This is a genomic window from Micromonospora sp. NBC_00860, from assembly GCF_045207375.1.
Lineage (GTDB): Bacteria > Actinomycetota > Actinomycetes > Mycobacteriales > Micromonosporaceae > Micromonospora > Micromonospora vinacea.
On the sequence record NZ_CP108825.1, the window covers coordinates 4,739,819 to 4,758,764 of the forward strand.

General features: G+C 73.0%; 13 protein-coding genes. 7 read left to right on the plus strand and 6 right to left on the minus strand.

The genetic code is table 11. The features are described from left to right. Positions 1-7: 7 nt before the first annotated feature. Entirely contained in the window at positions 8-2,452 is a 2,445-nt protein-coding gene (locus tag OH804_RS21680) for a glycoside hydrolase family 2 protein (protein WP_406059129.1), read from the minus strand. A 112-nt stretch (positions 2,453-2,564) separates the two neighbouring features. Here OH804_RS21680 and OH804_RS21685 point away from each other — a divergent pair, with 112 nt between their 5' ends. Next, the gene (locus OH804_RS21685; protein ID WP_406059131.1) at positions 2,565-3,584 is read left to right on the plus strand and encodes a LacI family DNA-binding transcriptional regulator; all 1,020 of its coding nucleotides are present in this window, start codon (positions 2,565-2,567) and stop codon (positions 3,582-3,584) included. A 6-nt stretch (positions 3,585-3,590) separates the two neighbouring features. Here OH804_RS21685 and OH804_RS21690 read toward each other — a convergent pair whose 3' ends face one another. Then, positions 3,591-5,957 carry an EAL domain-containing protein gene (locus tag OH804_RS21690; RefSeq protein WP_406059133.1) on the minus strand — a complete coding sequence of 789 codons (2,367 nt, stop codon included), beginning with the start codon at positions 5,955-5,957 and terminating at the stop codon, positions 3,591-3,593. Positions 5,958-6,174: 217 nt separating this feature from the next. Between OH804_RS21690 and OH804_RS21695 the strand changes: the two genes are divergently transcribed. Further along, positions 6,175-6,567, plus strand: a complete 393-nt coding sequence (locus OH804_RS21695; protein ID WP_196921443.1) for a PH domain-containing protein — start codon at positions 6,175-6,177, stop codon at positions 6,565-6,567. On the opposite strand, the gene OH804_RS21700 is transcribed toward OH804_RS21695, so the two are convergent. Further along, the gene (locus OH804_RS21700) at positions 6,561-7,487 is read right to left on the minus strand and encodes a 2-hydroxyacid dehydrogenase (protein ID WP_196921442.1); all 927 of its coding nucleotides are present in this window, start codon (positions 7,485-7,487) and stop codon (positions 6,561-6,563) included. The two genes, OH804_RS21695 and OH804_RS21700, sit on opposite strands and share 7 nt — an antisense overlap. 185 nt (positions 7,488-7,672) lie before the next feature. Here OH804_RS21700 and OH804_RS21705 point away from each other — a divergent pair, with 185 nt between their 5' ends. The 3 genes from OH804_RS21705 (at position 7,673) to OH804_RS21715 (ending at position 12,420) form a co-directional block, all read left to right on the plus strand. Further along, entirely contained in the window at positions 7,673-9,490 is a 1,818-nt protein-coding gene (locus OH804_RS21705) for a SpoIIE family protein phosphatase (protein WP_406059137.1), read from the plus strand. A gap of 92 nt (positions 9,491-9,582) precedes the next feature. Next, positions 9,583-10,755: a sorbosone dehydrogenase family protein gene (locus OH804_RS21710; RefSeq protein WP_196921440.1), complete on the plus strand. Its 1,173-nt coding sequence runs from the start codon at positions 9,583-9,585 to the stop codon at positions 10,753-10,755. A gap of 60 nt (positions 10,756-10,815) precedes the next feature. After that, positions 10,816-12,420: a metallophosphoesterase gene (locus OH804_RS21715; RefSeq protein WP_406059139.1), complete on the plus strand. Its 1,605-nt coding sequence runs from the start codon at positions 10,816-10,818 to the stop codon at positions 12,418-12,420. Between the two features lie 43 nt (positions 12,421-12,463). Here OH804_RS21715 and OH804_RS21720 read toward each other — a convergent pair whose 3' ends face one another. Further along, on the minus strand, positions 12,464-14,821 hold the full coding sequence (locus tag OH804_RS21720) for a transketolase-like TK C-terminal-containing protein (protein ID WP_196921438.1): 2,358 nt from the start codon (positions 14,819-14,821) through the stop codon (positions 12,464-12,466). A 124-nt stretch (positions 14,822-14,945) separates the two neighbouring features. After that, the gene (gatB, locus tag OH804_RS21725) at positions 14,946-16,445 is read right to left on the minus strand and encodes an Asp-tRNA(Asn)/Glu-tRNA(Gln) amidotransferase subunit GatB (protein ID WP_196921437.1); all 1,500 of its coding nucleotides are present in this window, start codon (positions 16,443-16,445) and stop codon (positions 14,946-14,948) included. Between the two features lie 139 nt (positions 16,446-16,584). On the opposite strand from gatB, the gene OH804_RS21730 reads away from it, so the two are divergent. Continuing rightward, the gene (locus OH804_RS21730; protein WP_406059141.1) at positions 16,585-16,854 is read left to right on the plus strand and encodes a hypothetical protein; all 270 of its coding nucleotides are present in this window, start codon (positions 16,585-16,587) and stop codon (positions 16,852-16,854) included. Beyond that, a complete protein-coding gene (locus OH804_RS21735) occupies positions 16,851-17,378 on the plus strand; it encodes a hypothetical protein (protein WP_406059143.1) in 528 nt (175 codons plus the stop codon). Before OH804_RS21730 ends, OH804_RS21735 begins: the two co-directional genes overlap by 4 nt. A 71-nt stretch (positions 17,379-17,449) precedes the next feature. Here OH804_RS21735 and gatA read toward each other — a convergent pair whose 3' ends face one another. After that, on the minus strand, positions 17,450-18,925 hold the full coding sequence (gene gatA / locus OH804_RS21740) for an Asp-tRNA(Asn)/Glu-tRNA(Gln) amidotransferase subunit GatA (RefSeq protein ID WP_406059145.1): 1,476 nt from the start codon (positions 18,923-18,925) through the stop codon (positions 17,450-17,452). Between the last annotated feature and the right edge of the window lie 21 nt (positions 18,926-18,946).

Consider the following 18,946-nt stretch of genomic DNA (forward strand, 5'->3'; position numbering starts at 1 on the left):
TGGAACGTCAGGCGAGGTCGTTGACGCAGCGCAGCACCGGGCGGGCGACGAGGGCCGCCGGGTCCAGCAACCCGTCCGCGTGCACGGTGAAGGTCGTCGACTCGCCGTGCAGCAGAGTGACCAGGGCTGTGTCCACAGTGGCCGACGCATCCAGCCGGTCCGGGAAGAGCGTCAGGTCGCGCAGCACCGTGCGCGCCGTGACCCTGACCCGCTGCCCACCGTCGACCGGCTCGACCGTCGCGTCCCAGGCCGCCGCCGGCCACTCCACCTCCCGGTCCTCGGCGAAGAACCACAGGGCGCGCTCCGCGGTGCCACCGGCCTCCGCGACGAGCAACTCGCGCCGGGCATCCTCCGGCCGCACCAGGTCCGCCGGCAGCGCCAGCACCACCGAGGAGTACGCCGGGACGTCGAGGTCGACCGAGGTCTTCGCCCTCGGCTCCCCGGTGAGCGTGAACCGGGTGACCGCAGCCGGCGCGGTCCATGGCTCGGCGGTCTCGTTGACAGCGATCAGGGCCAGCCCACCGTCGCGGGGCTGGACGGTGAGCAGCCGGTCGGCGTACGCGTGGCGCAGCGCGTACCACAGGGGTTTGCGGCGGCCGTCGCCGTCGACGGCCGACCAGGAGGTCACCGGCCAGCAGTCGTTGAGCTGCCAGACGATGGTGCCCGCGCAGACGTCCCGGTGGGAGCGGAAGTGCTCCACGCCGAGCCGGATCGCCCGAGCCTGGTTGAGCTGCGTCAGGTAGTGCCAGTCGTCGAAGTCCGCCGGTGCGGGCAGGTGCGCGTCGAGGCCCCGCTGGAGCTTGGCGTCACCGCCGGCCGCCTTCTGGTGGTGCGCCATGCCCGGTGAGTCGTGGGCGAGGGGTTCGTCGCTCAACGCCCGGCGCAGCGTCGCGTACGCCGGTGGGGCCTGGTAGCCGAACTCGGCGACGAAGCGCGGGACGTACTCCCGGTATTTGGTGTAGTCGTCGGTGTTCCACACGTCCCAGATGTGGGTGGTGCCGTGCGCCGGGTCGTTGGGGTGGATCGCCTCGCTGCCCGACCAGGGGCTGCCCGGCCAGTACGGGCGGGTCGGGTCCAGCTCTCCGACGATCCGGGGCAGCACGTCGAGGTAGTAGCCGCGCCCCCAGGTGCGCCCGGCGAGGGCCTGCTGCCAGTCCCAGTCGTGCCAGCCCCAGATGTTCTCGTTGTTGCCGGTCCAGAGCACCAGCGACGGGTACGGCGCGAGCCGGGTCACCTGCTCGGCGGCCTCGGCGGCCACCTCGGTGCCGAACGGCTCCTCCTCCGGGTACGCGGCGCAGGCGAAGAGGAAGTCCTGCTGGACGAGGAGACCGCGTTCGTCGGCGAGGTCGTAGAAGTCCGCCGACTCGTACCGGCCGCCGCCCCAGACCCGCAGCAGGTTGACGTTGGCCGCGACCGCCTGGTCGAAGCGTTCGGCCAGGCGGGCCCGGGTGATCCGGGTGGGGAACGCGTCGTCCGGGATCCAGTTGACCCCGCGCACGAAGACCGGGACGTCGTTGACCGACAACGCGAACGGGGTGCCGTGCTCGTCGGGTGTGGTGTCGATCCGTACCGAGCGGAAGCCGATGCGGTGCGACCAGTCGTCCAGGATGTCGCCGTCCGGTGCGTGCAGAGTCACCTCGATGGGGTGACGGGTCTGGTCGCCGTACCCCCGGGGCCACCACAGCGCGGGCTCGCGGACGGTGAGGGTCAGCACGGCCGTGCGCTGCCCGGCCGGGACGACCACCTCGGCGCGGGCGCCGGCCACGGCGGCCCGGACGGTCAGCGGGACGTCCGCGACCCGGTCGACCTCGACGTGCACCTCGACCCGGCCGTCGCGACCGTCCATTGTGACAAGTGGGCGGACGGTGGCCAGTCGGGCGGTCGACCAGGCATGCAGGCTGATCTCCTGCCAGATGCCGGCGGTGACCACTGTCGGCCCCCAGTCCCAGCCGAAGTTGCAGGCCATCTTGCGGATGAAGTGGAACGGCTCCGGGTAGGCGTTCGGCCGGTCGCCCAGCCGCTCCTGCTGCGCCTCGGCGTAGCGGTACGCGGAGTCGAACGTGACGACCAGGTCGTTGTCCCCGTCCCGCAGCAGCGGTCGGACATCGAAGCGGTAGCCGCGGTGCATGTTCGCGGTGCGGCCGACCTCGACCCCGTTGACTGTGAGCGTGGCGACGGTGTCCAGGCCGGCGCAGACCAGGTCGACGCGCTCGTCGTCGCCCGCCCGGTGGACGAAGGTGGTCTGGTAGACCCAGTCGGTGCGCCCGATCCAGGCCACCGCCCGCTCGTTGTCGTCGAGGTAGGGGTCGGGGATCAGCCCGGCGTCCAGCAGATCGGTGTGCACACAGCCAGGTACTGTCGCCGGAACGGACCGGCCGGCGACAGCCTCCGGCACCTGCGCTCCGGGGACCGCTCGCACTGTCCAACCGTCGTAGAGTGCCTGTCGGCTCACGATTTCCCCGCACCTTCTGCATCGAAAGATGCTGACTGAACCGGATAAGCTGAGCCACCGTACGGTTCGGAAATCCGGGCTGTCAACGGCCACAGAGCGAAGGAGCACGCCGGTGAAGCGGCCGACCATCGCCGACGTCGCCCAACGCGCCGGGGTGTCCAAGGGCGCCGTGTCGTACGCGCTGAACGGGCAGCCCGGCGTCTCCGAGGCCACCCGGCAGCGCATCCTGGCCATCGCCGCCGAGATCGGGTTCAGCCGCAGCAGCGCCGCCCGCGCCCTGTCGGCCGCCGCCGCCGGGGCGATCGGTCTGGCCCTGTGCCGACCGGCCCGGACCCTCGGCGTCGAGCCGTTCTTCATGGCTCTGATCAGTGGCGTCGAGGCCGAACTCTCCGCCCGCTCGTACGCGCTGACCCTCCAGGTGGTGGCCGACCACGACGCCGAGATCGCTGTCTACCGGCGCTGGTGGGGCGAACGGCGCGTGGACGGGGTGCTCGTCTGCGACCTGCGCACCGACGACCGGCGCATCCCCGCACTCGAACAGCTGCAACTGCCGGCGGTGGTGATCGGCGGCCCCGGCGGCACCGGGGAGCTGGCGAGTCTCTGGTCCGACGACGCCGCCGCGCTGACCGAGACGGTGGAGTACCTGGTCGCGCTCGGGCACCGGCGCATCGCCCGGGTCGCCGGCCTGCCCGACCTGCGGCACACCGAGATCCGCACCGACGCCTTCGCGGCGGTCCGCCAACGGCTCGGCCTGGTCGACGCGGTCACCGTCTGGTCCGACTACACCGGCGAGGAGGGCGGCCGGGCCACCCGCCGGTTGCTCAGCTCGGCCAACCGGCCCACAGCTGTCATCTACGACAACGACGTGATGGCCATCGCCGGGCTCTCCGTCGCCCAGGAGATGGGCCTCACGGTGCCCGGCGACCTGTCCATCGTGGCCTGGGACGACTCGCCGCTGTGCCGCCTGGTGCACCCGCCGTTGACCGCGCTGGGCCGGGACATCCCGGCGTACGGGGCGCACGCCGCCCGGCAACTGCTCGCCGTCGTCGCCGGGCGGCCCGCCGGCCGGGTGCAGGACGAGACGCCCCACCTCACGCCGCGCGGCAGCACCGCACCGCCCCGCGACAGATGAACCGGTTCAGCGCGACGCTGAGGGAAACTCCTCGAAGTACGCCTCGACCCGCTCGGCCGTCGCCGGACGGGCCAGCGCGAACCCCTGCCCGTACCGGCAACCACCCCGGCGCGCCCCCTCGACCTGGGTCGACGACTCCAACTCCTCGGCGACGATCTCGACGCCCAGCCGCTCGCCCACGTTGACCACCACGTCGATCAGCGGCGGTTGCCCGTCCGGCCGGGCGCCCACCAACTCCGGGCCCACCTTCAGCAGGTCGATCGGCAGTCGGCGAAGCTGGGCCAGTGAGGCGTGCTCGGCCCGGAAGTCGTCCAACGCCGTGCGGACGCCCAGCGACCGGAGCCCGGCCAGCCGAGCCACCACTGTCGGCAGGTCACCGGCGACCCGCGGCTCACTCACCTCCACCACCAGTCGCTCCGGCGGCACCCCGTACGCGGCCAGCACGGCTGCGAGCCGCTGGACGAAGTCCGGAGTGGTCAGCTCCCGGGTCGTCACGTTGACCGCCATCCACAGCTCCCGGACGCCCACCGACCAGTCGGACAACTGCCGGCAGGCCCGGTCCAGCACCCACCACTCCAACTCGCCGACCAGGTCCAGGTCCTCGGCGACCGGCAGCAACTCGGCCGGGAGCACCGCCCCGAGCACCGGGCTGCGCCAACGCAGCAGCGCCTCCGCGCCCACCGGCTGCCCGTCGGCCAGGTCGACCACCGGCTGGTAGACGAGGTCCAGCTCGCCGCGCGCCACCGCACCGGGCAGCTCGCGCTCCAGGTCGAGGCGGCGCACCAGCTGTTCCTCCAGGAACGCGTCGTACCACTCCACCCTGTCCCGGCCCAGCTGCACGGCTCGGCGTCGGGCCAGCTCGGCCTGCCGGAGCACGTCCGCCGGCCCGGCGCCGCTCACCTCGGCCAACCCGACGCTCGTGTGCACGCGCAGCATCGCGCCGGCCAGCCGGTAGGGCGGGCTGAGCGCGGTCAACAGTCGGGTGCCCAGCGCGTACGCCAGCACTGGGCCGGCGGCGGTGACCACCGCGAAGCCGGTACCCGTGCAGCCGGTGACCAGATCGTCGGGAGCGATGACCGCGCGGGCCCGGTGCACCGCCTCGGCCAGCACGTCCTCGCGGGCCGTCGGGCCGACCCCCTCGGTGCCGTGCAGGTCCACCAGCAGCAACGCGCCGGCCGGTGCCGGAACGTCGCCGATCGCGGCCAGGGCGTCCAGCAGGGCGGCCCGGTCGCCGGGGCTCCCCGCCGCGGGTCGCCGGTTGAGCCCCGACCACGCGGAATCGTGATCAGGCGACCAGGTCGAGCCGGCACCCATCGTGGTGGCCGCGCCCTCCGGGGCGCCGGGCCCTCGCTCGAGCGGCGACTCCGGCGTGCCCGGCCAGCGTCCCGGGGCCGCCCGGCGGTGCCGCAGCGACCGGCCGGCCGGTCGCCGGTGGGCGGCCCGTCGACCGGACGCGGGCGCGTCATTCGCCCGCAGCAGCTCGCGCAGCACCAGGGGTGGCACCGCCGCCAGGGCCAACAGCACGCTCGTGGGGTCCGGTGCGCGGCCGGCCCCCAGATGCAGACCCGACGCCAGCAGCAGCACCGCCGCGGGGAGCACCAGACGGGGCCAGGCCGCGGCGACCGGCTCCGCGGGCTCCACGTCGTCCACCGCATCCGCCGCACCGACCGCGACGAGCAACATCCCGAACACCAACGGGGGTACGGCCAGCAGGGCCGCCCGCCCGCCCGGCGCGGACGGCAACGTGGCCAGCAGCACCAGCCCACCCATTGTGAGCAGGACGCCGCCCCGGCAGACCGCCGCACCGGAGCGCCGCCGCGGCCCCGCGAACGCGTTCAGTGCGGCCATGCCCAACCCGCCGAGCGCCAACGCGCAGACCAGCCGAACCGGGACCGGCGGGCCGCCCTCGGGCAGCAGCAGCCAGCCGGCGAGGGCCAGACCGACGGCCGGACCTGTCGACTCGACCAGCCACCGCAGCCGGACCGAGGCCGCCGGCCGGGAACGGCCGGGGAGTCGGTACAGGCCGGTCGTCGAGAGGGCCGCCACGACCAGTGACCCGATCAGCACGGCCAGGGTGTGCCCGATGCCGGCCAGGGGCAGCACGACGGCGGTGAGGCCCGCCGTGACCACCGCCGCGTCGAGCAGCACACCCGCCGCACGCGGTGTCGGGTCGGCGCCGCGCCGGGCGGCCAGTCGGGAGAGGCGCAGCCCGGCGAGCGTGGCGCCGGCACCGGCGGCCAGCGCGATCACCACCGACGTCGGGACCAGGTCGACGGCACCGGCGAGGAGGAGCAGCGCCACCGCCATGGACGTGGCGGCCTCGGGTGCCGCACGACGGGGGACGAGGACGCGGAACGGGTACGCGAGGAGCACGGCGGTCGCCTTCGTGAGGGGGCACGGGGGCGGTGCGGCGGTGCGGGACATCGGACGTTGCGAGTCCGCTACCCACGATTGGCAACGATGGACGGCCGAATTGGTTACTTGCCGGTCACTCAGAGGAGACAACGACCTGTGTCACTGTACGGCGTGCCGCGCGCTGCTGGCACCGCCCGCCGCGAGCCGAAACGACAGGGAGTGGGATCATCGGAGGGTGAGTAAGCCCGACACGGTCCGCTTCCGGTACAACCAAGCCATCCTGGTGGCCGCGATCATCGCCTTCGTCGGCGCCCTGCCGTTGGCGAACGCCTCGGTCTACCTGCTGCCGGTGCTGCTCGTCCCGCTCGCCGTCGCGATCTGGGCCTGGCGGGCCGGCACCGACGCCGACGCGCGGGAGCTGCGCATCCGGGCGCTGGTCGGGCAGCGTCGGATCGGTTGGGACCAGGTCCTCGAGCTGACCACCGACCAGCGCGGGCGCGCTGTCGCCCGGCTCGACGACGGCCGCCAGGTCATCCTGCCGGCCGTCCGTGGGACGGATCTGCCCCGGCTGGTCGAGGCAACCGGCCAGACACTGCCCGACGCCCCGGCGGACGCGACCGGTCAGTAGCCGTCGACCACCGTGTTGATCAGCGGTTGCCCGGCGGCGAAGCGGCGTACCTGATCGCCCACCAGTCGGTAGGCCCGTGGCAACAAGCCACGCACCGACCCAGCCACGTGCGGGGTGAGCAGCACGTTCGGCATGGCCCACAGCGGCGAGTCGGCGGGCAGCGGCTCCGGGTCGGTGACGTCCAACGCCGCCATGATCCGACCGGTGCCCAACTCGGCGACGAGCGCCTCGGTGTGCGCCACCGGGCCCCGGGCCCCGTTGACCAGCAGTGCCCCGTCCGGCATCGCGGCCAGGAACGCCTTGTCGATCAGGCCACGGGTCTGGTCGGTGAGCGGCACCAGCACCACCACCACGTCCGCGTCCGGCAGCAGCCGGGGCAGTTCCTCGACGGCGTGCACCCCCTGCTCCGGACGGGCCGTCCTGGCGACCAGGGTGAAGCTCACGTCGAACGGGGCGAGCCGGTCACGCACCGCGGTGCCGATCGAGCCGGCGCCGATGATGAGCACCCGCTTGCCGGTCAGCTCGTCGGTCGGGGTGTTCTCCGCGAACGTCCAGCGCCGCTCGGCCTGCGCGCGAACGAACGCCGGGAACGCCCGCAGCTGGGTGAGGATCGCGGTGACGACCCACTCGGCGGTGGACGGGTCGTGCACACCCCGGGCGTCGCAGAGCGTCACCGTCGGCGGTGTCCGGCCGGCCCAGGCGTCCGCCCCGGCCGAGAGCAACTGCACCACCGCCAGGTCGGGCAGCTCCCGCAGCACCGTCGTCGCGTCCGAGCCACCCAGGAAGGGCGGCACCCAGAAGCGGACGTCGGCCGCCTCCGACGGCATCCGGTCGGTGTGCTCGAAGACCTCCACTGTCACGTCCGCGGGCAGCTCGCCCACGAGGTTCAGGCCGGCCTGGTGCGGAATCCATACCTTCACGTCCGTCGACGATAGTCCCCGACGCCGAGGCCGGTGGAGGCACCGCGGCGAACCGGCGCCCCAGGGGATGGCGCGTGGGGCCGGGGCGGGCGAGACTCAGCACACCGATGTTCGACTCCGACCCCAACGAGGTATAACGAGGGTCGGAGGGCCGGTCGGCCTCCGCCCCGGCAGACAGGTGCTCGATGACCGACGGCTCCCCCGGCCCCGCCCGGCGTTCGATCGCGCCACCTTCGGTGCTCGGCGACCCGGACCGGCTGCGCGCGCTCTCCGACACCGGGCTGGACGCCGCCCCGGACGAGGCGTTCGACCGGTTCGCCCGGCTGGTCAGTGACCTGCTGGACGTGCCTGTCGCGCTGGTCTCCCTGGTCTCCGCCGACCGGCAGTTCTTCCCGGGTGCGGTCGGGTTGCCGCAGCCCTGGTCGGAACACCGGCAGACCCCGCTGAGCCACTCGTTCTGTCAGCACGTGGTGGACATCGAGGTGCCGATGGTGCTGCCGGACGCCCGGCTCTACCCCCGCGTCCGGGACAACCTGGCCATCGACGACCTCGGCGTGGTCGCGTACGCCGGGATGCCGCTGACCGACCTCTCCGGCCGGGTGCTCGGCTCGCTCTGCGCCATCGACAGCAAACCTCGCGCCTGGACGGCCGCGCAGCTGCGGACCCTGGCCGACCTGGCCGCCGCCTGCTCGTCGGAGCTGCGACTGCGGATCGCGCTCGACGGCGCGCAGGAGGCCCGGCGGCGGGTCGTGCAGGCGCACGAGCGGCTGGAGCTGCTGGCCGGGGTGAGCGAGACCCTCGCTGGCACCCTGGACGTGGGCACCGCGCTGCGCCGGCTCGCCGCGACCATGGTGCCGCTGCTCGCCGACTGGTGCCTGCTCACCCTGATCGGGCCGAACGGCCTGCCCCGCGAGGTGGTCTCGGTGCACCGGGACCCGGCCCGCGCGGCGGACGTCGACCGCTTCGGCGAGCTGCTGCGCACCGGGCTGAGTTCCGAGTCGAGCATCCGGGCGGTGCTCCGGACCGGCCAGCCCCGGCTCGGCAGCGTGGCGTCCCTGGCCGACGTGACAAGGGGCACCACAGACCCGGAGATGGCCTCCATCGCCAGTCGGCTGGGCATCGCCTCCTACCTGAGCGTGCCGGTGCGGGGCGTCGGCGGCACGGTGCTGGGGGCGATCACCCTCGTCAACGGCGGCCAACGTCAGCAGTTCGACGACCGGGACCTGCTCACCGCTGTCGACATCGGCCGCCGGGCCGGTCAGGCCGTCGGCAACAGCTCGATGTACGGCGAGCAGCGGCACGTGGCCGAGGTCCTGCAACACAGCATGCTGCCCCGACTGCCGGTGGTGGCGGAGCTGGAGTTGGCGGCCCGCTACCAACCGGCGGCCGACCGGGTCGAGGTGGGCGGTGACTGGTACGACGCCTTCGTGCAACCCGACGGCGACGTGATCGCCGCGATCGGGGATGTGGCCGGGCACGACATCGAGGCGGCGGCGACCATGGGTCAGCTGCGCAACCTGGTGCGGGGCAACGCCTTCGGCCGCCCGGACGCGGTCGGGTCGCTGATGAGCAACCTGGATGGCGCCATCCGTGGACTGCGGCTGCCGATCGCCGCCACCGCGACGCTGGTGCGGATCTGTCCGCAGCGAGCCGGCGTGCACGAGGTGACCTGGTCCAACGCCGGGCACCCGCCGGCCCTGGTGGTCCGCGTCGGCGGGGCGGTCGAGGCCCTGGAGGCGACACCGGAGCCGCTGCTGGGCCTGGCCCGCCCGTCGCCCCGGAGCAGCCGGTCGACCAGCCTGGCCACCGGCGACACCCTGCTGCTCTACACCGACGGGCTGATCGAACGGCGGGACCGCTCCATCGACGAGGGATTGGCCGAGCTGGTGGGCCGGCTCACCGGCACCGACACGCTGCCCCTCGATGACCTGTGCGACCTGCTGCTCACCTCGATCGGCCACCGCGAGGACGACACCGCGCTGCTGGCCGTCCGGGCACGGTGAGTGGTCCACCGGGGGCCATCGGGCGGGTGCATCGGCACCCGTTGGACCTCGACGGGCCCGGCTGGGCCGCGCGGCGGGCTACCCTGGGCCGGGTGAGCGCCCGTCCCCCGTACCCTCGCATCCGCCGCCTCCGGGTGGCCCTCGCGGCGTCCTGCGCGGCGCTGCTGTTCACCGCCGGTTGCAGCTTCGGTGAGCCGGATCCCGACCCGGCGGGTGAACCGCCCAACCTGCCGACCCCGTCCGCGTCGGCGAGCCCCGGCGGCGCCGGCCAGCAGGCGGTGGCGACAGTGCTCGCCAAGAATCTGCGGGTGCCCTGGGCCATCGCCTTCCTGCCGGACGGCGGCGCGCTGGTCACCGAACGGGACAACGGCAGGGTCCTCCAGGTCGGGCCCGAGTCCGGTCCGGACGGGCTGCGGGTCCGCCCGGTGCAGACCATCCCGGACGTGGCGGCGGCGGGCGAGGGTGGCCTGCTCGGCATCGCCGTCTCCCCCGACTACGCCCGCGACCGCACGGTGTTCGTCTACTACACCACCGAGCGGGACAACCGGGTCGCCCGGCTGCAACTCGGCGGGCAGCCCACACCGATCCTCACCGGCATCCCCAAGGCCAATGTGCACAACGGCGGGGGGCTGGGCTTCGGCCCGGACAAGCAGCTCTACGTCAGCACGGGTGACGCCGGTCAGCGTCCCCTCTCGCAGGACGTGAAGAGCCTCGGCGGCAAGATCCTCCGGATCACCCCGGACGGCAAGCCCGCCGCCGGCAATCCGTACCCCAACTCCCCGGTCTGGTCGATGGGGCACCGCAACGTCCAGGGTCTCGCCTGGGACGCCGCGAAGCGGATGTACGCCGTCGAGTTCGGCCAGAACACCTGGGACGAGATCAACCAGATCACCAAGGGCGGCAACTACGGGTGGCCGGAGGTCGAGGGCCAGGCCGGCGACAAGCGGTTCACCGACCCGATCGCGCAGTGGGCGACGTCTGACGCGTCCTGCTCCGGTCTGGCCGCCACGGACCGACTGCTGGTCACCGGCTGCCTGCGCGGCAAGCGCCTCTGGGTGATGGAGTTGACCGACACCGGCACGTTGCTCGGTCAGCCCAGTGAGCTGCTCACCAACCGCTACGGTCGACTGCGGGCGGTGGCCGCCGCGCCGGACGGGTCGCTCTGGGTGAGCACCTCCAACCACGACGGGCGGGGCAACCCGGCGGGCGACGACGACCGGCTCCTGCGGGTGGTCTTCGCGGGCGGTGACGGCGGGCGCAGCTGACTTCGTCACCATCCGTTCAGGTTTGCCAAGATCTTCCGACGGGCAGGTCAGACTTTCAGCATGGACGGCCAACGCGACGAGCGGCACGACGACGCCGATGACCGGGACGACCCGGTGACCGGCGACGATCGGCCGCGCCCGGCGGGCTGGCGGGCCGGTGCGGCCGGCCCGCTGCGCCGCCTCGGCCTGATCGTCGCCGTCCTCGCCGTGGCCCTGGGCGGGGCGGTGCTCGGGGTGCTGGCCGGCGGTCAGGTGAGCACCGACATCGGCCCGTTCCGGGCCAACCTCAGCATCTCCCCCGCCCGGGACGGCGGCACCACCGTCGACATCCCGCCGCTCGGCGCGCTGCTGCTCGACAGCCACGACGGGCCGACCCACCTCACCGTCCGGCTGGGCGCGCTCGACCAGGGACGCACCGAGGCGCTGATCGACGACCCGGCCAGCATCAGCCGGGCCAGTCAGAGCGCCGTGGAGGACGTCCGCTCCGGGGTGATGCGCCTCGGCCTGCGTACCCTCGGCGCGTCGGTGCTGGTCACGTTGATCCTGGCCGGGCTGATCTTCCGCGACGTCCGGCGCACCGCCTGGGCGGGTGGGCTGGCGCTGCTGGTCACCGCCGGCAGCCTCGGCACGGCGGCGGCGACACTTCGTCCGCAGGCCATCGAGGAACCCCGCTACGAGGGGCTGCTGGTCAACGCGCCGGCCATCGTCGGTGACGCCCGGCGGATCGCCAACGACTACACCAAGTACGCGGAGCAGTTGCAGCGCCTGGTCGGCAACGTCAGCCAGCTCTACACCACCGTCTCGGCACTTCCGCTGTTGGAGCCGACCCCGGGCACCACGCGGGTGCTGCACGTCTCCGACATGCACCTCAACCCGACCGGCTGGCAACTGATCCGGACGGTCGTGGAGCAGTTCGGCATCGACGTGGTGATCGACACCGGGGACATCACCGACTGGGGCAGCGAACCGGAAGCCTCCTTCGTCGCCTCGATCGGCCTGCTGAAGAAGCCGTACGTCTTCATCCGGGGCAACCACGACTCCGGCAAGACCGCCGCCGCGGTGGCCCGCCAGCCGAACGCGATCGTGTTGAACAACACGACCACCACTGTCGCCGGGCTGACCATCGCCGGCATCGGCGACCCGCGCTTCACCCCGGACAAGAACACCTCCCCGGCCGGCAGCGGGTTGACCCAGCAGGTGGCCGACCAGGTGATCGGGGCCGGCAACCAGCTCGCCGCGACGATCCGCAGCTCACCCCGACCGGTCAACATCGCTCTCGTGCACGACCCGGCGTCGGCCGGGCCGCTCGCCGGCACCTGCCCGCTGGTGCTTGCCGGGCACACCCACTCCCGGCAGGTCTCCGAGCTGCCGCAGACACCCGGGCAGCAGCGCACCACTCTGATGGTGGAGGGCTCCACCGGCGGTGCCGGGCTGCGCGGCCTGGAGGGCGAGAAGCCCACCCCGCTGTCGATGAGCGTGCTCTACTTCGACCAGCAGAAGCTGCTCCAGGCGTACGACACCATCACCGTCGGCGGCACCGGCCAGGCCCAGGTCAACCTGGAACGACGCCTGGTGGAGAACCCGACCGCCACCGCCACACCCACGCCCACGCCCACGCCGACCGGCGGTGTCCCCGCCACGCCCACGCCCACGCCGACCGGCTGACCCGACGCCGACACCCGCCGGCGGACCGGCGGGCACCGACGGGTCAGCGCAGGGCGATGGCGGCCAGGGCGGCGTTGACGATGCTGCCGGGCAGCAGGTCGTGCAGTTCGTACAGCTCGGCGACGCTGCCGGACTGGCCAAACTCGTCCACGCCGAGCGGCACCGCCGGTGCGCCGACCGCCGAACCGAGCCAGGCCATCGCGTGCGACGCGGCGTCGTGCACCGTCACCACCGGCACCCGGTCGGCGAACGCGGACCGCAGTGCACCCGGCACGCTGGGCACCGTGGCCGTCCGTACGCCCTGGCGCAGGGTGCGCTGCCAGGCCCGGTAGAGCCGGTCCAGCGAGGTCACGTCCACCACGTGCGCGGCGATGCCCTCGTCGGCCAGCTCCGCCGCGGCGGCCAGCACCTCGGGCAGCACCGCCCCCGAGGCGGCCAACTGCACCACCGGGGCGTCGACCAGGTGCGGGTACGCCTGGTGCGCGTCGACCAGCCGGTACGCCCCGGCGACGACCTGCCGGCGCAGCACCGCGTCGCCGAGCCGCGCCCGGGCCGCCTCGAACGGCGCCTGGTCCAGCGGTCGGGTGCTCAACCGGAAGTAGTACGCGCCGTCCTCGGCGGGTGCGGCGGTCGCGGCCGGGGACGACCCGCCGGCGATCTGACCAAGCGCGTCGCACAGCAGCCAGTCGAGGGTTGCCGCGTACGCCGGCTCGACGAAGGTCACCCCGGGCAGCTCCAGGCCGACCGACGCGGTGATCGTGGACTGGTGGGCGCCACCCTCCGGGGCGAGGGTGATGCCGGACGGGGTGCCGGCCACCACGAACCGGGAGCCGGAGTAGGTGCCGTACAGGAACGCGTCGAGGCCGCGCAGCACGAACGGGTCGTAGACAGTGCCCACCGGCAGCAGCGGCTGCCCGGACAGGTCCCAGGAGAGCCCGAGCTGGCCGAGCAGCAGGAACAGGTTCATCTCCGAGATGCCCAGTTCGATGTGCTGCCCGGCCGGGCTCTCCGTCCAGCGCAGCATCCGGTCCTCGGTCCAGGAACGCTGCTCGGTGGGGGCGAACACCCCGGTCTTGTTGATGAACCCGGCGAGGTTGGTGGAGGTGGCCACGTCCGGGGCGGTGGTGACCAGGTAGCGGCCCACCTCCCGGTCCCGCGCCAGGTCCACCAGCACCCGACCGAAGGCCTCCTGCGTGGAGATCGGCTTGTTGGCGCGTACTCCCGTGCTCTCCGGAACGGTGACCCCCAGCGCACGCTCGCGCGGCGCGCGGGACAGCGCCTCCCGGCGGGCGCCGGCCTGGATGCCGGCGGGTGACGCCGGGTCGAGGCGATCCCACTCGGTCTCGGTGGTCAACCCCTGCGCGGCGCGCAGCGTGTCGACCTGCTCCGAGCTGAGCAGCGCGGAATGGTTGCGCGGATTGCCGGCGATGGGCAACCCCCAACCCTTCACCGTGTACGCGAAGACGACGCTGGGCCGGTCGGTGACCGCGTCGCACTGGGCGTACGCGTCAAGCATCGCCTGAAGGTCGTGCCCGCCCAGGTCGGTGACGAGCGGGCCCAGCTCCTCGTCGTCGACGTGGGCGATCAGCTCGTCGATGCCGGCCGGAGCGCCGTCCAGGAACTGCTTGCGCAGCGCCGGCCCGGTCAACCCGAACAGCGACTGGTACTGCTCGTTGGGCATCGCGTCGATCCAGTCACGCAGCGCCTCGCCGCCCGGCCGGGCGTACGCCTCGGCGAGCCGGCGGCCGTACTTGACCTCCACGACGTGCCAGCCGGCCGCCTCGAACTGGCCCCGCCACTGGTTGATCCGGATGCCGGGGACCACCCGGTCCAGCGACTGGCGGTTGAAGTCGACGAGCCACATGACGTTGCCGAGCCCGGTGGTCGCCGGGTCGGCCACCGCCTCCCAGATGTTGCCCTCGTCCAGCTCGGCGTCGCCGATCAGCGCCACGAACCGGGAGTGCGGGCGGGCCCCGAAGTGCGCGTCGACGTACCGCCGGGTGGCGGCGGCGAAGAGCGGCGCCGCCGCGCCCAGGCCGACCGAACCGGTGGAGAAGTCCACAGCGTCCGGGTCCTTCGTGCGCGACGGGTACGACTGGAGGCCGCCACGGGCCCGCAGCCTGGGCAGGTACGAGCGGTCCAGGTTGCCGAGCAGGTACTGGATGGCGTGGAACACCGGGGACGCGTGCGGCTTCACGGCGACCCGGTCCTCGGCGTCCAGGTGCGCGAACCAGAGCGCGGTCATGGCCGTGACCAGGGAGGCGCTGGACGCCTGGTGGCCGCCGACCTTCACACCGTCGCCGGTGGCCCGGTCATGGTTGGCGGCGTCCACGATCCGGGTGGCGAGCCAGAGCACCCGCCGCTGGATCTCGTCGAGGACATCGAGGTCGTGCTCGGTCACGGTGGCTCCATCCAGGCGTCGTCGTTGACGCCCTCGCGAGGGGTGCGGGGTGGCCGCGTAGTCGGCAGGGGGTTACGGAAGGCCGCCGCCGGGTCGCGGCGGCGGCCTGCTCCGGGTGGGTCTCTCAGCCCTGGACGCCGAGGCGCTCCAGGATCAGCTCACGCAGGGTCTTCGCGTCGGCCTGACCCCGGGTGGTCTTCATGACCGCGCCGACCAGCGCGCCGACCGCAGCGACCTTGCCGCTGCGGATCTTGTCGGCGATGCCCGGGTTCGCGGCGATCGCCTCGTCCACGGCGGCGGTGAGCGCGCCGGTGTCCGACACGACCTCCAGGCCCCGGTTGGTCATGATCTCGGTGGGCGAGCCCTCACCGTCGACCACGCCCTCCAGCACCGTGCGGGCCATCTTGTCGTTGAGCTTGCCGGCGTCGACCAGCCCCTGCAGCTCGGCGACCTGGGCGGGGGTGGCACCGATCTCGGCCAGCTCCACGCCGCTCTCGTTGGCCCGGCGGGACAGCTCACCCAGCCACCACTTGCGGGCCGCGGCCGGGGTGGTGCCGGCGGCCACGGTGGCCTCGATCAGCTCGACCGCGCCGGCGTTCAGCACCGACTGCATGTCCAGGTCGGAGAGGCCCCACTGCTCCTGGAGCCGACGCCGGTGCACCCGGGGCAGCTCCGGCAGGGCGGCCTTCAGCTCGGCGACCCAGGCCCGGTCCGGGGCGATCGGCACCAGATCCGGCTCCGGGAAGTACCGGTAGTCGGTGGCCGTCTCCTTCGAGCGACCCGGGGTGGTGTCGCCGGTGTCCTCGTGGAAGTGACGCGTCTCCTGGGTGATCCGGCCGCCCGCGTCGAGCACCGACGCCTGCCGCAGCATCTCCGAGCGAACCGCCCGCTCCACCGACCGCAGCGAGTTGACGTTCTTGGTCTCGGTACGGGTGCCCCACTCCGCGCCCGGCAGGTTGAGCGAGGTGTTCACGTCGCAGCGCAGCGAACCCTCCTCCATCCGCACGTCGGAGACGCCGAGGGTGCGGATCACGTCGCGCAGCTCGGCGACGTACGCCTTCGCCACGTCGGGTGCGAGCGCGCCGGTGCCCGTGATCGGCTTGGTGACGATCTCGACCAGCGGGATGCCGGCACGGTTGTAGTCGACAAGCGACTCCGTCGCGCCGTGGATGCGTCCGGTGGCGCCACCGACGTGCAGCGTCTTGCCGGTGTCCTCCTCGAGGTGCACCCGCTCGATCTCGATCCGCACCGTCTCGCCGCCCACCTCGACGTCCAGGTAACCGTCGACGCAGATCGGCTCGTCGTACTGGCTGATCTGGAAGTTCTTCGGCATGTCCGGGTAGAAGTAGTTCTTCCGGGCGAAGCGGCACCACTCGGCGATCGAGCAGTTCAACGCCAGGCCGATTCGGATGATCGCCTCGATGGCCGCCTTGTTGGCCACCGGCAGCGAACCGGGCAGACCCAGGCACACCGGGCAGACCCGGGTGTTCGGCTCGCCACCGAAGTCGGTCGGGCAACCGCAGAACATCTTGGTGTTCGTGCCCAGCTCGACGTGGGTCTCCAGGCCGATCACCGGTTCGAAGCGCGCAACGACCTCGTCGTACGCGGGCAGTGTCGTGGTCATGAGACGCTCCAGGCGCGATCCGGACAGAACCTGTCCAGCCTAATGGGGTTGCCCGATCAATCCTCGGCCGGGTTTCCCGACCCACCGGCAACCCCCGTGTGTCGGTGTGTTCGCGCCGTCACTCGGGTACCTGTCGACCATGACGAATACGGGGAATGATCGATCCGTCAACCAAACTGGGCCGGGTCGACGGTACAACAACAGGCAGGTCCTGCTGGCGGTGCTGGTCGCGTGGGCGGTCGCGGCCGTGCTCACCCTGATCGGCTGGTCTACCGCCGACGGCGAGCGGCAGCCGGACGACCTGTGGCTACTGGTGGTCCTGCTTGCCATCCCGGGCCTGATCGGGTTGGCCGTCGCGTGGGGGATCGGGTCGGTGGCCTCGCGTCAGCGCAACCGGGAGAGGGCGTGACACCCGCTCGGCGGCCGATCGGCCGAGGTGCGCGGCGTCGCGCGGGGGTAGTCGCCGCGAGTCTGGTGGTGGGGCTCCCGGCGTTGACGGTGGCGCTGTTCGTCCTGGACGGGCGGGAGATCACGCCGCGCGGCGTACTCACGATCTTCCTGTTCGCGCTCCTCCTCGCGGCGTTCGGGGCGGCGGCGACTCTCCTGGCCAGTCACCGGCTACCCGATCCACAGGCAGCCCAGACCACCGATCGGACGGTCCGCCAAGCGCTGCGCGCCGGACATGCCGACGACCCGCGCATCGATTCCCTCGCGCGCCGGGAGGCCGAACACCGGATCGGTGGGCGCTGGGTGCTCTGGCTCCTCGGTGTCGGAGTGCTGCTCGAGGCGCTGCTGGTCGTCGGCGCGTCCCGCCCGTCGACCCGGGTGATCGCCGTGGCGCTCGGAATCTTCTGGGCCACTCAGGGCTACATGCGCTGGCGTGATCTGCGGGAGGCCCGCCGCTACCTCGCCGGGCCGCCGAGCCAGCCCTGATCGACGCCCAACCCGTCCGGACGCGCGTCGGCGCCGAGGGACATGTCCCTCGGCGCCGACGCGGTTCCGGTCTAGAGCGCCGGCGGGGTGAACGTGCCGACGGCGGACTCCAACGCGGCGGCGACCCGGTACATCCGGTCGTCGGCCATCGTCGGGGCCATCACCTGCAGACCGACCGGCAGCCCCTCGGAGAGCCCGCAGGGCACCGAGATGCCCGGCCCGCCGTACAGGTTCGTCGGGATCGTGTACAGGTCGGCCAGGTACATCTGGTACGGGTCGGCGGTCCGCGCGCCCATCGGGAACGCCACCGACGGGGTGGTCGGCGAGATCAGCGCGTCGACCCGCTCGAACGCGGCGGTGAAGTCCCGGGTGATCAGCGTCCGGACCTTCTGCGCCTGCCCGTAGTACGCGTCGTAGTAACCCGACGACAGCGCGTACGTGCCGATCATGATGCGGCGCTTGACCTCCGGGCCGAAGCCGGCCTCGCGGGTCAGCGACATGACCTCCTCCAGCGACCGGTTGCCGTCGTCGCCGACCCGCAGGCCGAACCGGACGCCGTCGAACCGGGCCAGGTTGGAGGAGCACTCGCTCGGGGCGATCAGGTAGTACGCCGGCAGCGCGTACGCGAACGTCGGGCAGGACACCTCGACGACCTCGGCGCCCATCTTGGTCAGCGCGTCCACCGACTCGCGGAACGCGGCCATCACGCCCGGTTCGGCGCCCTCGCCGACGAACTCGCTCACGATGCCGAGCCGCACACCGGTCAGGTCACCGGTCGCGCCGAGCTTCGCCGCCGCCACCACGTCCGGCACCGGCTGCGGGATGGAGGTGGAGTCGCGCGGGTCGTGCCCACCGATCACCTGGTGCAGCAGGGCCGCGTCGAGCACCGTCCGGGCACACGGGCCGGGGGTGTCGAGCGACGAGGAGAAGGCGACCAGCCCGTAACGGGAGGTGCCGCCGTAGGTGGGCTTGGCGCCCACGGTGCCGGTGACCGCGCCGGGCTGGCGGATCGAGCCGCCGGTGTCCGAGCCGATCGCCAGCGGCGCCTCGTACGCGGCCAGCGCGGCGGCGCTGCCACCACCCGAGCCACCGGGGATCCGGCTCAGGTCCCACGGGTTGTGCGTCGGGCCGTACGCCGAGTATTCGGTGGAGGAACCCATCGCGAACTCGTCCATGTTGGTCTTGCCGAGCATCACCGTGCCGGCCTCCCGCAGCCGTTGCACGATCGTCGCGTCGTACGGCGGGCGCCAGCCCTCCAGGATCTTCGACCCGACGGTGGTCGGTACGCCCCGGGTGGCGAGCACGTCCTTGACCGCGACCGGCACACCCGCGAGCGGGCCCAACTCCTCGCCGGCGGCCCGGCGCTCGTCCACCGCGCGGGCCGCGGCGAGCGCGCCGTCGGTGTCGACGTGCAGGAAGGCGTGCACCCGGTCGTCGACCGCGGCGATCCGGTCCAGGTGCGCCTGGGTCACCTCGACGGCCGAGGTCTCGCCCCCGGCGACCAGGGCCGCGATCTCCGTCGCGGTCATCTTGATCAGGTCGCTCATGCCGTCACTCCGCTTCGCTCC

What these genes read in the sequence shown, in the direction of transcription:
- gatA (WP_406059145.1), bottom strand. Translation starts at nt 18,925, where the DNA reads ATGAGCGACCTGATCAAGATGACCGCGACGGAGATCGCGGCCCTGGTC.
- OH804_RS21715 (WP_406059139.1), top strand. Translation starts at nt 10,816, where the DNA reads ATGGACGGCCAACGCGACGAGCGGCACGACGACGCCGATGACCGGGAC.
- gatB (WP_196921437.1), bottom strand. Translation starts at nt 16,445, where the DNA reads ATGACCACGACACTGCCCGCGTACGACGAGGTCGTTGCGCGCTTCGAA.
- OH804_RS21705 (WP_406059137.1), top strand. Translation starts at nt 7,673, where the DNA reads ATGACCGACGGCTCCCCCGGCCCCGCCCGGCGTTCGATCGCGCCACCT.
- OH804_RS21730 (WP_406059141.1), top strand. Translation starts at nt 16,585, where the DNA reads ATGACGAATACGGGGAATGATCGATCCGTCAACCAAACTGGGCCGGGT.